Consider the following 13,628-nt stretch of genomic DNA (forward strand, 5'->3'; position numbering starts at 1 on the left):
GAACGTGCTCAGTTCGGAGGCCTGGCAGGGCTGAGCCGCACGCCCGAGATTCAAACTCTGCATGATCTCTTCGACAAACGAATTCCTCGCCCTTTGCGCTTCCGAAGATCCGGAGGATTCAGCGAGGTCACTCTGCGATGAAGCGTTCGAGTGTTTGGGAAGACGTGATATCCAGCTACCGGTCTCATCATATGGATGTCGCCCAAAACCGGACGATCCCGCCGGAGGTGATGAGATTGCTGTGCCAACACGGAAACGAGGCCGTGCGCGCGACATGGGCGGACAAGCGACGTCTTCCGGAAGATCTTCTGAGGTCCTTGTCCGATGATCCGAGCTCACTCGTCCGAAAGAAGATTGCGGCCAATGCCAAGTCGCCGATCGACAGCGTGAAAAAGCTCGCCTTGGGCAGCGATGAGGACGTGGCACGCGTTGCCATGTTCAGGCTGAAATCATCTGATCGCGTCAAGCGTGGGATGGCACGAAGCAAGGCGGTCCGGCATGAATGACTTTTGGGGTTTTCAGTGTCACCGGCGGGCGCTTTCCCTTCGCAGTCTTCGGAGAAGAATAGGAGTTGAGCCAGCACATGAACATCCAGCCTCCGGTCACCGCACTCTTCGAGATCGAGCCCCCTGGCGACCGCCTCCAACTGAACCCACCTCTTGTCGCGGCGCTCGGCCAAGCCTATGCAAGGTTCGCCGCCACCGGGCAGGATCCGAAGCACTTCGAAATCCACATCAGCGAACGCAAGACGCAAGAGGCAGACGAAGACAACGGCGAGAACACGATCGAAATTGCCTTCTCCGCCAAGCTGCCGCGTGGCACCAAAGGCCTGGGCAATGCCGGGCGCGGCGGCCGGTCGATCGTCTACATCGCCTCCGTGTCCACCGGTGAGATCCTTCGCGAGTACCTCAGTCGATAAGTCTCACTCCTGTCGGGAGGACGCGCCGTGGCATGGCTGTCGCTGCACCAGCCCGATACAACCCTCCGGGTTTCCGATAACTAAATCCACTTGATTTAGTCGTCCCGCTCCCCGATAGTCTCCCTGCGCCCGACCTCGAGCCCTGCCGCCCGAGCGCCGGTTCCACCACAACCGCCCGCAGGCGCTCCGCGCCGCAAGGAGACAAACGATGCTCAGCTCCCGCTCCATCCTGGCCATGGCGGCCGCTTCCCTGATTGCCGTGTCGACCACGGCCGCACTCGCGGCCGATCAGCCGGTCATCGGCCTGGTCACGAAGACCGAGACCAATCCCTTCTTCGTGAAGATGAAGGAGGGCGCGCAGGAAGAGGCGAAGAAGCTCGGCGCCAAGCTGCTCTCGGGCGCGGGCAAGGCCGACGGCGACAACGCGGGCCAGATCACGGCGATGGAGAACATGATCGCGGCCGGCGCGAAGACGATCCTGATCACGCCGAGCGACGCGAAGGCGATCGTGCCGGCGATCAAGAAGGCGCGCGACCGCGGCGTGATGGTGATCGCGCTCGACAGCCCGGCCGATCCGCCGGATGCGACCGATGCGCTGTTCGCCACCAACAACTACACGGCCGGGGTGCTGATCGGCGAATACGCCAAGGCCGCGATGGCGGGCAAGCCCGCGAAGATCGTCGCGCTCGACCTGCTGCCGGGCCATCCGGTGGGCGCGCAGCGCCACAACGGCTTCATGAAGGGCTTCGGCCTGCCGGCCAACGACGCGAAGTCGAACGAGCTGTCGAAGGCGCCCGAGATCGTCTGCATGGCCGACAGCTACGGCGACCAGGCCAAGGCGCAGACGGCGATGGAGAACTGCCTGCAGCGCGCCCCCGAGGTGAACCTGGTCTACACGATCAACGAGCCCGCGGCGGCGGGTGCCTACAACGCGCTCAAGCGCGCGGGCAAGGAGAAGGGCGTGCTGATCGTCTCGGTCGACGGCGGCTGCCAGGGCATCAAGGACACCAACGCCGGCATCATCGCCGCGACCTCGCAGCAGTACCCGCTCAAGATGGCGGCGATGGGCGTGGCCGCGGGCGTGGAGTTCGCGAAGACGGGCAAGAAGGCCTCGGGCTACGTCGACACCGGCGTGACGCTGATCGCGGGCAAGAGCGTGCCGGGGGTCGAGAGCAAGGACACCAAGACCGGTGCCGAGCTCTGCTGGGGCAAGAAGTAGAAGGCCGTCGAGGCACGCAGGGAGCACATCCGATGGCGAATTCATCCGCGACCCACCGCATCCCCTGGCACGCGCTCGGGCCCTGGCTGGCCCTGCTAGGCGCCTGCATCTTCTTCGCGACCCAGTCCGACCGCTTCCTCACGGGCGAGAACCTCTCGCTGATCCTGCAGCAGGTGATGGTGGTCGGCGTGATCGCGATCGGCCAGACGCTGATCATCCTCACGGCAGGCATCGACCTGTCGTGCGGCATGGTGATGGCGCTCGGCGGCATCGTGATGAGCAAGTTCGCCACCGAACTCGGGTTGCCGGTGCCGGTGGCCATCCTCTGCGGCGTGGCCGTGACCACGCTGTTCGGCCTGGTCAACGGCCTGCTGGTCACGCGCATCAAGCTGCCGCCCTTCATCGTGACGCTGGGCACGCTGAACATCGCGTTCGCGATCACGCAGCTGTACTCGTCCTCGCAGACCATCACCGACCTGCCCGCGGGCCTCACGGGCCTGGGCACCACGTTCTCCATCGGCAGCACCGCGGTCGCCTGGGGCGCGGTGCTGATGCTCGTGCTGTACCTGCTCGCCTGGTTCGTGCTGCGCGAAACCGCGGCGGGCCGCCACATCTATGCGGTCGGCAACAACGCCGAAGCGACGCGGCTGGTGGGCATTCCCACGCAGCGCGTGCTGCTGGGCGTGTACGTGGCGGCGGGCGTGCTCTACGGCATCGCCTCGCTGCTGTCGGTGGCGCGCACCGGCGTGGGCGACCCGAACGCGGGCCAGACCGAGAACCTCGACGCGATCACGGCGGTGGTGCTCGGCGGCACCAGCCTGTTCGGCGGCCGCGGCATCGTGCTGGGCTCGCTGATCGGCGTGCTGATCGTGGGCGTGTTCCGCAACGGGCTCACGCTGATGGGCGTGTCGTCGATCTACCAGGTGCTGGTGACGGGCGTGCTCGTGATCCTCGCCGTCACGGCCGACCAACTCTCGCGCAAGGGGGCCCGCTGATGAACGCCGTTGCCAACTCCAAGGTCGTGATGCAGGCGAAGGGCCTGGTGAAGCGCTACGGCCAGGTCACGGCGCTCAATGGCGTCGACTTCGAACTGCGCGAGGGCGAGATCCTCGCGGTGATCGGCGACAACGGCGCGGGCAAGTCCTCGCTGATCAAGGCACTGTCGGGTGCGCTGGTGCCCGACGAGGGAGAGATCCTGCTCGACGGGGCGCCGGTGCATTTCCGCAATCCGCTCGACGCGCGCCGTGCGGGCATCGAGACGGTGTACCAGGACCTCGCGGTCGCGCCCGCGATGACCATCTACGAGAACCTCTTCCTCGGGCGCGAGCTGCGCCGGCCCGGCTTCATGGGCCGCGTGCTGCGCATGCTCGACAAGAAGAAGATGCTCGCCGAGAGCGCCGCGCGCATGGCCGACCTGAAGGTGGGCATCCAGTCGATGACGCAGGCGGTCGAGACGCTCTCGGGCGGCCAGCGCCAGTGCGTGGCGGTGGCGCGCAGCGCGGCCTTCGCGCGCCACGTGGTCATCATGGACGAGCCCACGGCCGCACTCGGCGTGAAGGAGGGCAACATGGTGCTCGAGCTGATCCGCCGCGTGCGCGAGCGCGGGCTGCCGGTGGTGCTCATCAGCCACAACATGCCGCACGTGTTCGAGGTGGCCGATCGCATCCACGTGGCGCGCCTCGGCAAGCGCGCGGCCGTGCTCGATCCGAAGAAGATCAGCATGAGCGACACCGTGGCGGTGATGACCGGCGCGATGAACCCCGACCAGCTCCCCGCGGAGGCCCATGCCTGATGCCGAAGCGGCCGTGCGCGCGCCCGATCTGCTGCGCCCGCGCGGCTCCAACCAGGTCGGCATGCGCCAGTTCAACGAGCGCGTGGTGCTGCAGGCGCTGCGCGTTCACGCCAGCCTGCCCAAGGCCGAGCTCGCGCGCTTCACGGGGCTGAGCGCACAGACCATCGGGCTCATCACCGCGCGGCTCGAGGAAGACGGGCTCATCGTCAAGCAGAGCCGCGTGCGCGGCCGCATCGGCCAGCCCTCGGTGCCGCTGGCGCTCAACCCCGACGGCGCCTTCGCGATCGGCATCAAGGTCGGGCGGCGCGGCGCCGAATGGCTGCTGATCGACTTCGCCGCGCAGGTGCGCGAGCGCCATGCGATCAGCTACGACTTTCCGGACGCCGAGGCGCTGCTGCCCGCGATCGCGCAGCACATCGAGCGGCTGCGCGAAGGCCTCGGCCCGCTGGCCGCGCGCAACGTCGGCGTGGGCTTGGCGGCGCCGTTCCAGCTCGGCGGCTGGCACCGCACGCTCGGCCTCTCCAAGGCGCAGGCCGACCGCTGGAACCAGATGGACCTGGCCGCCGAAGTGCGTGCGCGCACGGCCGTGCCCGTGAGCTTCGCGCGCGACACGGTGGCGGCCTGCGTGGCCGAGCTCGTCGGCGGGCGTGGGCACGATTTGAAGAGCTTCCTCTACATCTTCGTCGACACCTTCGTCGGCGGCGGGCTGGTCATCAACTCGCACCTGCACACCGGCGCGCACGGCAACGCGGGCGCGCTGGCGTCGCTGCCGATGCAGTCGGTGCCGGCCCGGCAAGGCTCGGCGATGCCGCCGCAGGTCATGGCCGAGGCCTCGCTGTGGGAGCTCGAGCAGCGCCTGCAGCGCGAAGGGCTCGATCCCACCGCCGCCTACGACGACCGCGCGCTGCAGCCGCCGTTCGCGCCCGCCACGCAGGCATGGCTCGGCTCCGCCTCGCTGGCGCTCGCGCACGCCATCGTGAGCAGCACCGCGGTGCTCGACCTGGCCGACGTGGTGATGGACGGCTCCATGTCGCGCGCGCTGCTGCAGGCGCTGCTCGACCAGACCCGCGCCGCGCTCGGGCGCTGCAACTGGGAGGGACTGTGGCCGCCCCAGCTGCACGGCGGCCGCGTCGGTGCCCAGGCCAGCGCGCTCGGCGGCGCGATGCTGCCGCTGCATGCCAACTTCGCGCCCGATCCGGATGTGTTCCTGAAGGCCGCCTGAGCCTGTGGATTGTGCGCAGGCCCCCGTGCGTGTAACGGGGGTGTTGCATCACGTGCGGTCGTAACGTGGCGGAACGTCCGGTTGCGAGCGTGCCGGGTCGCGCGGCTTTTTGAATACTTGCTGGCTATTTTTTGCGCCGGGCGAACGGCACGGCGCATCGGCACGCATATTGCGCCTGCAGCAAGGGGGCGTGGCGACCCCCGAGCACTTCTGCGACGGAACCAAGGGGCGAGCAAGCATGAACGAGACGGCACATCATTTCCTGGACTGCTACATGCGCGGCGCCGAGCCCGACGGCGGCTGGACCTTCCCCAAGGCGCTGCGACAGGCACAACTCGACTACACACCCGCGAGCCTGCAGCGCGTGAACCTGCTGCTCGACGAGATACGCGCGCGGCTGAGTCCGCAGCGCGATGCCTTCCTCGCCATGCCGGGCGCGCGCAACTTCTGCGCGCTGCTCGCGTACTACCTGGTCGCCTATGTCGCGAAGCGCTCGGGCGCGCGCTTCGACTGGCACGACGCGGCGGCGGCGCAGCAGGTGCTCGGGACCGAAGCGCGGCTGCCGCAGGCGTCGATGTCGCGCATCGTCGCCATCGCTGGCGACGCCGGCGTGGCGCTGCTGCCGCTCGGCTGGATCGAGGAAAAACTGTTTGGCGGCGGGGCCGTGCCCGATTGCACCGACTACCTCGCGGAGGCCGCGGCGCAACTCGACCATGCCGGCCCCTTCGTCTGGGCCGCCGGCGCACGCTGCGCCGGGTTGCTGGCCTCGCATGCGCTGTACCTTCTCTCGTGGGGCGAGGCCTTCCCGCCCACGGTGTTGCTGCCGGATGCGCGCGGCGAGTGCACGACCTTCGTGCCGCTGCCCGACGACGGCAGCGGCAGCGCGCTGCGGCAGGGCCGCGATGCGCTGGCCGACGCGGCGCAGAACCATCCCTACGCGGCCTTCGCACACCATGCGCACGTGATGCTGCCTTCGGGGCGGGCGAGCGATGCGGTGCTCGTCGAACTGCGCTGCCATGGCGATGCGCCGCTCGCGCTCACCGTCGCATTCCCCTTCCGGTCCGCGAGCGATCCGCGCGGCTTCGCGATCCATGATGCCGAGCGCTTCGAAGGCGAGGTACCGCCAGAGGCGCAGGCGCTCTTCGCCCAGGCGCTCGATGCCGGGATCGCCGACTTCGAGTGGCCGTCGGGCTCGTGGTCGCACTACCGCGTGGCCGGGCCGGATGCGCGCGTCGAAGCCTAGGCTTCAGGGCTTCCAGCGCCGCAGTCCCAGTTCGTCGGCCAGCCGGCGATAGGCCTCGATGCGCGCCTGCACGTAGCTTTCGAGCGCGGCGCCCGTGAGCGCGAACGGATGCAGGCCGTGCCGCTCGCGCAGCGCCGCATAGCCCGGCGCGGCCGTGGCCTCGGCCAGCGCGGCGCGCCAGGCCTCGACGGCCGCATCGGGAACGTTCGCGCTCAGGTACAGCCCGCGCACGGTGGGCCAGACGATGTCCACACCTTGCTCGCGCGCGGTCGGCACGCCGCTCAGGGCCCCGCCGAGCCGCGTCTCGGACAGCACCGCGAGCAGGCGCACCGCCGCGCCGCCGGCGATGGCCTGCTGCGCCTCGGCCGCATCGCCCGGGAAGACATCCACATGCCGGCCCTGCAGCGCGGTCAATGCATCGCCGCCGCCTTCGAACGAGACGAAGCGCATGGCGCGGTGGTCGCGCCCGGCCGCGCGCACCAGCAGCGCGGCCTTGACCCAGTCCTGGCTGCCCACGGTGCCGCCGGCGCCGAAGACCAGCCGGGAACCGTCCTGCCGCAGCGCCGCGAGCAGGTCCTGCAGCCGGCGCAGCGGCGAATCGCGGTGCACCGCGATCACGCCGTAGTCGGTGCCAAGCGTGGCGATCCAGCGCACGGCCGTGGGCGTATGCGGGCCGAAGCGGCCCTGCGCGAGGTTGAGCAGCGAGCCGCTGGAGAACGCCACCAGGGTGGACGGTCCGCCGAGCCGGCCGGTGGCGACGCGGTCGAAGGCGACCGCGCCGATGCCGCCCGGCAGGTAGCGCTGCGCCAGCGGCGGCCGCATCGGGCGCACCGCCTGCAGCGCATCGCGCGCGAGCGCGCAGGTGAGGTCGAAGCCGCCACCGGGCTTGGCGGGAATCACGCAGTCGGCCGGGCCGGCCGCGGGATCGCCACCCTGCGCCGCGGCGATCTGCGCCGCACCGGGCACGAGCAGCGCGGCGAGCGTGCGCAGCGCCTGGCGTCGATTGGCGAAGGTGGGCTTCATGGGGAAGTGGCGCCGAAGCCGCTCAGCCGGCGGCCGGCCGCGGCCAGCGGATGATCGCATGGAGCCCGGGGCCGGCGGCGCGCGCCTCCAGCCGGAGCTCGCCATGGTGCCGCTCGGCGATCGAGCGCGCGATCGCGAGCCCGAGGCCGAAGCCGCCCTTGCCGGCGCGCGCGCCGCGGCGGAAGCGCTGGCCCAGCACCGCGCGCTCCTCCTCGGCCAGGCCCGGACCATCGTCTTCCACGTGCAGGCTCCAGCCGGCGGCGTCGCCGGTCGCGAACAAGGTGACCGTGCCCTCGGCCGGCGTGTAGGCGATGGCGTTCGCGACCAGGTTGCCGAGCGCTTCGCGCAGCAGCGCCCGGTCCGCGACTGCGACGAGCCCGGGCACGCCCGCCTGGAGGCCGAGGTCGATGCGCTTGGCGCGCGCGAGCGGCAGCAGGTCCAGCGCGACTTCGCGCAGCAGGGCATCGAGTTCGAAGGCCGCGGGCGCGAAAGCCACGGTGTCGCTGCGTCCCAGCGCGAGCAGCTGCTGCGCACTGCGCGTGGCGCGGCCGATCTCGGCGCCCAGCGCATCGAGGGCGGCGCGCACCTGCGCCGGGTCGTCGGCGCGCCTGGCGTAGTCGGCCTGCATCTGCAGCGTGGTCAGGTGCGTGCGCAGCTGGTGCGAGGCATCGTCGAGGAACTCGCGCTGCTGCGCCACCAGTTCCTGCGTGCGTGCCATCTGCTGGTTGACCGCCTCCACCAGCGGGCGCACCTCGGCGGGCAGCCCCGCTTCGGGGATGTGCCGGAGGTCGTCGCTCGCGCGCTGCCGCACCTCGCGCGCGAGCCGCGACAGCGGCCGCAGCGCCGCCGCGAGCGCCAGCGCGGTGCCGCACAGCAGCAGCGCCAGCACCAGCGCATCGCGCAGCGCCGCGCTGCGCACGAAGCGCGCGGTGAAGGCCTCGCGCGACCGCGTGCTCTCGCCGACCTGGACCAGCACGCTGCGGCCGGTGCTGCCCGCCGGCGTGCGGTCGAGGTCGCGCCGGTAGGCTGCGAGCCGCACCGCCTCGCCGAAGTAGCTGGCGTCGTAGAAGGTCGGCACGCCGAGCGCGAGTTCGCCGGGCGGCGCGGGCAGGTCGGCGCTGCCGAGCTCGACCAGCCCGTCGGAGCTCGCGACGCGAAAGAACACCTGGCCGCTCGCGGTGAGCTCGAAGAACTCGAACATCGCATACGGCAGCTCGACCGAGAGGCCGCCCGAGGCGGTCGAGATGTTGGCATCGATGGACTTGAGCGCACCGAGCAGCGAGCGGTCGTAGGCGGCGTTGGCCGCCGCGAGCGCGTCGTGCCGCGTCATCCACAGTTCGAGTCCGGTCACGGCCAGCAGCGCCGGAAACAGCAGCAGCGCGAGCCGCTGCAGCAGGCTCGCGCGGCGCAGCCGGTCGGCGAGGGCGCGGAGGGTGCGCATGCGCTCAGCTTCTCAACCCGCTTCCGCCTCGAGCATGTAGCCCAGGCCGCGCAGCGTGACGATGCGCACGCCCGTGCCGTCGAGCCGCTTGCGCAGCCGGTAGACGAAGACCTCGACCGCCTCGGGATGCACGTCGTCGTCGTCGGAGAACACGCGCTCCAGGATCTGCTGCTTCGACAGCGGCTCGCCGCTGCGCTGCAGCAGCACGCGCAGCACCGCCGCCTCGCGCGGCGAGAGCGGCAGCGCCTCGCCCTGCAGCACGAACTGCCGCCGCGCGCCGTCGTAGGCCAGCGGCCCGCAGGCCAGCCGCGGATGCTCCACGCCGCGCGCGCGCCGCACCAGCGCATGCAGCCGCGCCTCGAGCTCGGCCAGCGCGAAGGGCTTGGCGAGGAAGTCGTCGGCGCCTTCGTTGAGCGAGGCCACGCGCTCGCCGAGCGAATCGCGCGCGGTGAGGATCAGCGCCGGCAGCCGCTGGTCGCGCTCGCGCAGCCGCTGCAGCACCGTGTGCCCGTCCATGCCCGGCAGGCCCAGGTCGAGCACCAGCGCATCGTGCTCGCGCTGCTGCAGCGCCCGGTCGGCCAGCCGGCCGTCGTCGACCCATTCGACCTGGATGCCCGCATGCTCGAGCGCCTTGCTGAGCCAGGTGCCCAGGGTGTGTTCGTCTTCGACCAGCAGGATGCGCATGGGGGGTGATCCTAGGGCCGGAAGGCGGGATCGGACAGCCGAACGCAGAAGTCGCGAAGAGTTCGCAGAAGACGCAGAAGCAGGATCGAAAGATCTTTTGGGATTCCTTCTGCGACTTCTGCGCGACTTTTGTATTTCTTCTGCGTTCGGCTGCCCGTTCCCGCCTTCAATCCGGCTTGATGTTGGCCCTGGCGATGACCTTCTGCCAGCGCGCCTGCTCGGCCGCGATGAACTGCGCGAACTGCTCGGGCGTGCCGCCCACGGCCTCGGCGGCGTCGGCCGTCAGCCGCTGCATCGCGTCGGGCGACTTCACGGCCTTCATCGTCTCGGTCGAGAGCTTCGCGAGGTGCGCGGGCTCGATGCTCGCGGGCGCGAGCATGCCGTACCACTGCGTCATCTCGAAGCCCGGGAAGCCCTGCTCGGCCACCGTCGGCACGTCGGGCAGCTGCGCCAGGCGCCTGGCCGAGCCGGTGGCGATGCAGCGCACCTTGCCGGCCTTGATGAAGGGGATGATCGCCGCCGCGCCGATGGCCGAGGCGTCGAGCCGGCCCGAGAGCAGGTCGGTCACCATCGGCCCGGTGCCGCGGTAGGGCACGTGCAGCATGAACACGCCGGCCGTCATCTTCAGGTACTCGAAGGCCAGGTGCCCCGCGCTGCCGTTGCCCGCCGAGCCGTAGCTGAGCTTGCCCGGCTTCGACTTGGCATAGGCGATGAACTCCTTGAGGTTCTGCGCCGGCACGTCGGGATGCACCACGTACAGGCTCGGCACCTTCGCGAGCAGGCTCACCGGCTTGAAGTCCTTGTTCGGGTCGTAGGGCAGCTTCGGGAAGATGTAGGGATTGACGGCCAGCGTGCCGATGTGGCCGAGGATCAGCGTGTGCTGGTCGTTCGCACGCGCCACCTCGCTCATCGCGATGTTGCCGGCCGCGCCGGGCTTGTTGTCGACGAACACGCTCTGGCCCAGCGTGCGCGAGAGTTCGGCGGCGGTCGAGCGCGCCACGATCTCCGAGCTGCCGCCGGGCGCGAAGGGCACGACGAAGCGCACCGACTTGCTGGGCCACGCGGCCTGGGCCGAGGCCAGCGGGGGCAGCAGGCCGCCGAGCGCGAGCGCCGAGCCCTGCTGCAGCCAGCGGCGGCGCGTGGGCGAGGCATCGTGGAAGAGGTGGTCGGTGAAGGGGTGGGGCATGGCGAGCGTCTCCGTCTTGGTGTTCGAGAAGCCGGCATCGTGCGCGCGCGATGCTGTCGGAATGCTGTCAGATCAGGTTGCGCATCGCCTGCGCCGTTTCGCGCAGCACCGGCAGCACGCGCGCCACGGCATCTTCGGAGCTTTCGTGGCCCATCGGCATCGTGATGTTGAGCGCACCCACGAGCGTGCCGTGCCGGTCGCGCAGCGGCACCGCGATACCGCGCGAGTTGAGGTCGAGCTGCTGCTCCGACAGCGCCCAGCCCTGGGCCCGGATGCGCGCGAGCTCGAGCTTCATGCGCTCCATGCTCGCGATGGTGTGCGAGGTGAAGACCGTGAGCTGCCGGGTCGCGAGCCAGTCGGCGATCTCGGCCTCGCTGCGCAGCGCGAGCATCAGCATGCCGGAGGCCGTGACCTGCGCCGGCACGCGCGCGCCGAGCACGTAGCCGGTGCTCATGCTGCGGTTGGGGCCGTTGCGCGCGATGTAGACCACCTCGTCGCCGTCCATCACGCTGAGGTAGGCGATCTCGTTGGTGCCGGCCGCCACGCGCTGCAGGAAGGGCTGCACCACGCGCGGCAGCCGCGCCGACTCGAGGTACGACTGGCCCAGCCGCAGCACGCGCGGCGTGAGCCAGAACAGCTTGCCGTCGCTCGCGACGTAGCCCATGTGCTGCAGCGTCAGCAGGTAGCGCCGCGCGGCGGTGCGGGTCATGCCGGTGCGCTCGCCGGCTTGGCTGGCGGTCAGGCGGGGGTGCGCGTCGTCGAAGGCCTCGATGATGCTCACGCCGCGTTCCAGGCCTGCGATCCAGTCGCGCTTGTCAAGGCCGGCGGGGGGGGGTGCGTCGTCCGCGGGTGGTTTTGCCATGGTGTTAACCCTAGGTTTGATCGATCGTCGATTAATCGAGATCGATTATCGAACGTTTGGGCGGCTTGGCGGCTGCGCGGTCGGCGCGATGGGACTATAAAGCCCTGCATCGGCCCGTCCATAGGGCGATTGACGAACGGAAGCAAGCCCATGAGCCACTCCATCAACGGCAGCACCCAGGCCTACCTGATCCCTGGCGATCCGGTGCGCAACGTGCGGCTGCCGCGCATGTTCAACGCGGCCTTCGAGCGCTTCGGCATCGATGCGGTGCTGGTGCCGGTGCAGGTGCCGCTGCGCGACTTCGCGGTGTTCTTCAAGGCCGCCTTCCTCGCGCGCAACGTGCTCGGCATGGTGATCGCGCCGCCGCACAAGCCGATGGCGGTCGACCTGCTCGACGGCTGCGGCCTCTTCGGCCGCGTGGCGGGCTCGGTCAACGTGGTGCGCCGCATCGAGAACAACGAACTCGAGGGCGACCTGTTCGACGGCGAGGGCCTGATCGGCGCGCTCGATCACTACAACATCCCGTTCCGCGGCAAGCGCGTGCTGATCCTCGGCGCGGGCGTGAGCGCCGCGGCCATCGGGGTGGCGCTGGCCGAAGGCGGCACCGTCGACGGCGCCGAGCACATCGCCTTCTACGACACCTCGGCCGGCCGGGCCGCCGGCGTGGCGGCCAAGCTCGACGCCTTCTTCGACGCCAGCGTGACCGCGGTCGAGAGCAACGCGCCCGAGGGCTACGACCTCGTGATCAACGCCACGCCGCTCGGGCTGGTCGAGGGCGATGCGCTGCCGCTCGACGTGTCGCGCATGGACAGCCATGCGGCGCTGTTCGACATCCTGCTGCGCAACCAGCCCACGCCGCTGGTGCAGGCGGCGCGCGCGCGCGGGCTCAATGCGCAGGCGGGCTTCGAGATGCTGATCCAGCAGATGCCGCACTACTTCCGCTACTTCGGCCACCTCGACGCGGCCGCGGCCATGCAGGCCGATGCGGACTTCCTGCGCGAGATCATCTATCCGAGCGCGATGCGCGACGAGATCGCCCATCCGCTGCGCTACCGCTCGGCCAACGTCGCCTGACGCCCTTCTTTTTCTCCGAGAACCGACGACCACCTTCATGCTTTCCGGCAAGACCACCCTCATCGCCCACCTGGGCTATCCGACCGAGGCCTTCAAGGCGCCGATGATCTACAACCCCTGGTTCGAGAAGCAGGGCATCGACGCGATGGTGGTGCCGATGGGCGTGAAGCCCGAGGACTACGCGGCCTCGCTCGCGCAGATCTTCCGCTTCTCGAACCTGCGCGGCGCGCTCGTCACCATGCCGCACAAGGTCACGACCATGGCGCTGGTGGACGAGGTCACGCCCACGGCGCGCATCGCGGGCGCCTGCAACGCGATCCTCAGGCGGCCCGACGGCACGCTGCTGGGCGACCAGTTCGACGGCGCCGGCTTCGTGCGCGGCGTGGAGCGCAAGGGGCGCCTGTTCAAGGGCACGCGCGTGCTGGTCTCGGGCGCAGGCGGCGTGGGTTCGGCCATCGCGGCTTCGATCGCCGCGGCCGGCGCGGCGGAGCTGATGCTCTTCGATGCCAACCCGGCCTCGGCCGAGGCGCTCGCCGCGCGGCTGCGCGAACACCATCCGCAGATGAAGGTCGCCACCGGCGCGAAGGACCCGGCGGGCTTCGACGTGATCGTCAATGCGACGCCGCTCGGCATGAAGGACGACGACCCGCTGCCCTTCGACGTGGACCGGATCGACCCCGGTACCTTCGTCGGCGAGGTCGTGATGAAGACCGAATACACGCCGCTGCTGCAGGCCGCGAAGGCCAAGGGCTGCGCGGTGCAGGTCGGCACCGACATGCTGTTCGAGATGATCCCGGCGTACCTCGAGTTCTTCGGCTTCGGCACCGCCTCGCCGGACGAGCTGCGGGCGGTGGCGCGGCTGAGCTACTGACATGAAATACGGGCAGCCGGACGCAGAAGTCGCAAAGGTCTCGCAGAAGTCGCAGAAGTAAATCCAAAAAAATGATTCCGGTTTCTTTTGCG

At 70.0% G+C, this 13,628-nt stretch carries 14 protein-coding genes; 9 read left to right on the forward strand and 5 right to left on the reverse strand.

Annotated features, from left to right (window positions below; all coding sequences use genetic code 11):
• Window positions 1-137: 137 nt before the first annotated feature.
• The 7 genes from M2165_RS19050 to M2165_RS19080 all read left to right on the forward strand — a co-directional run bounded on the left by M2165_RS19050 (window position 138) and on the right by M2165_RS19080 (window position 6,395).
• Window positions 138-506, forward strand: a complete 369-nt coding sequence (locus tag M2165_RS19050) for a hypothetical protein (RefSeq protein ID WP_280816149.1) — start codon at window positions 138-140, stop codon at window positions 504-506.
• A gap of 77 nt (window positions 507-583) precedes the next feature.
• Entirely contained in the window at window positions 584-919 is a 336-nt protein-coding gene (locus M2165_RS19055; RefSeq protein WP_280816150.1) for a hypothetical protein, read from the forward strand.
• A 208-nt stretch (window positions 920-1,127) separates the two neighbouring features.
• The gene (locus M2165_RS19060) at window positions 1,128-2,138 is read left to right on the forward strand and encodes a sugar ABC transporter substrate-binding protein (RefSeq protein ID WP_280816151.1); all 1,011 of its coding nucleotides are present in this window, start codon (window positions 1,128-1,130) and stop codon (window positions 2,136-2,138) included.
• 32 nt (window positions 2,139-2,170) lie between these two features.
• Complete coding sequence (locus tag M2165_RS19065) at window positions 2,171-3,133, forward strand: ABC transporter permease (RefSeq protein WP_280816152.1); 963 nt, start codon at window positions 2,171-2,173, stop codon at window positions 3,131-3,133.
• Complete coding sequence (locus tag M2165_RS19070; protein ID WP_280816153.1) at window positions 3,133-3,930, forward strand: ATP-binding cassette domain-containing protein; 798 nt, start codon at window positions 3,133-3,135, stop codon at window positions 3,928-3,930. Before M2165_RS19065 ends, M2165_RS19070 begins: the two co-directional genes overlap by 1 nt.
• The gene (locus tag M2165_RS19075; RefSeq protein ID WP_280816154.1) at window positions 3,923-5,152 is read left to right on the forward strand and encodes an ROK family transcriptional regulator; all 1,230 of its coding nucleotides are present in this window, start codon (window positions 3,923-3,925) and stop codon (window positions 5,150-5,152) included. The genes M2165_RS19070 and M2165_RS19075 overlap by 8 nt, the downstream gene beginning before the upstream one ends.
• Before the next feature lie 238 nt (window positions 5,153-5,390).
• Window positions 5,391-6,395, forward strand: coding sequence for a hypothetical protein (locus tag M2165_RS19080; RefSeq protein ID WP_280816155.1), 1,005 nt, complete (start codon window positions 5,391-5,393; stop codon window positions 6,393-6,395).
• A 3-nt stretch (window positions 6,396-6,398) separates the two neighbouring features.
• On the opposite strand, the gene M2165_RS19085 is transcribed toward M2165_RS19080, so the two are convergent.
• The 5 genes from M2165_RS19085 to M2165_RS19105 all read right to left on the reverse strand — a co-directional run bounded on the left by M2165_RS19085 (window position 6,399) and on the right by M2165_RS19105 (window position 11,591).
• Window positions 6,399-7,418, reverse strand: a complete 1,020-nt coding sequence (locus M2165_RS19085) for a tripartite tricarboxylate transporter substrate-binding protein (RefSeq protein WP_280816156.1) — start codon at window positions 7,416-7,418, stop codon at window positions 6,399-6,401.
• Between the two features lie 22 nt (window positions 7,419-7,440).
• On the reverse strand, window positions 7,441-8,859 hold the full coding sequence (locus tag M2165_RS19090) for a sensor histidine kinase (protein ID WP_280816157.1): 1,419 nt from the start codon (window positions 8,857-8,859) through the stop codon (window positions 7,441-7,443).
• 12 nt (window positions 8,860-8,871) lie between these two features.
• Window positions 8,872-9,543, reverse strand: a complete 672-nt coding sequence (locus M2165_RS19095) for a response regulator (protein ID WP_280816158.1) — start codon at window positions 9,541-9,543, stop codon at window positions 8,872-8,874.
• 166 nt (window positions 9,544-9,709) lie between these two features.
• Window positions 9,710-10,729, reverse strand: coding sequence for a tripartite tricarboxylate transporter substrate binding protein (locus M2165_RS19100; protein WP_280816159.1), 1,020 nt, complete (start codon window positions 10,727-10,729; stop codon window positions 9,710-9,712).
• 67 nt (window positions 10,730-10,796) lie between these two features.
• The gene (locus M2165_RS19105) at window positions 10,797-11,591 is read right to left on the reverse strand and encodes an IclR family transcriptional regulator C-terminal domain-containing protein (RefSeq protein ID WP_280816160.1); all 795 of its coding nucleotides are present in this window, start codon (window positions 11,589-11,591) and stop codon (window positions 10,797-10,799) included.
• 150 nt (window positions 11,592-11,741) lie between these two features.
• Here M2165_RS19105 and M2165_RS19110 point away from each other — a divergent pair, with 150 nt between their 5' ends.
• Window positions 11,742-12,665, forward strand: a complete 924-nt coding sequence (locus tag M2165_RS19110; protein ID WP_280816161.1) for a shikimate dehydrogenase — start codon at window positions 11,742-11,744, stop codon at window positions 12,663-12,665.
• A gap of 37 nt (window positions 12,666-12,702) precedes the next feature.
• Window positions 12,703-13,536 carry a shikimate dehydrogenase gene (locus M2165_RS19115; protein WP_280816162.1) on the forward strand — a complete coding sequence of 278 codons (834 nt, stop codon included), beginning with the start codon at window positions 12,703-12,705 and terminating at the stop codon, window positions 13,534-13,536.
• Window positions 13,537-13,628 lie beyond the last annotated feature (92 nt).

The organism is Variovorax sp. TBS-050B, from assembly GCF_029893635.1.
In the GTDB taxonomy this organism is placed as follows: domain Bacteria; phylum Pseudomonadota; class Gammaproteobacteria; order Burkholderiales; family Burkholderiaceae_C; genus Variovorax.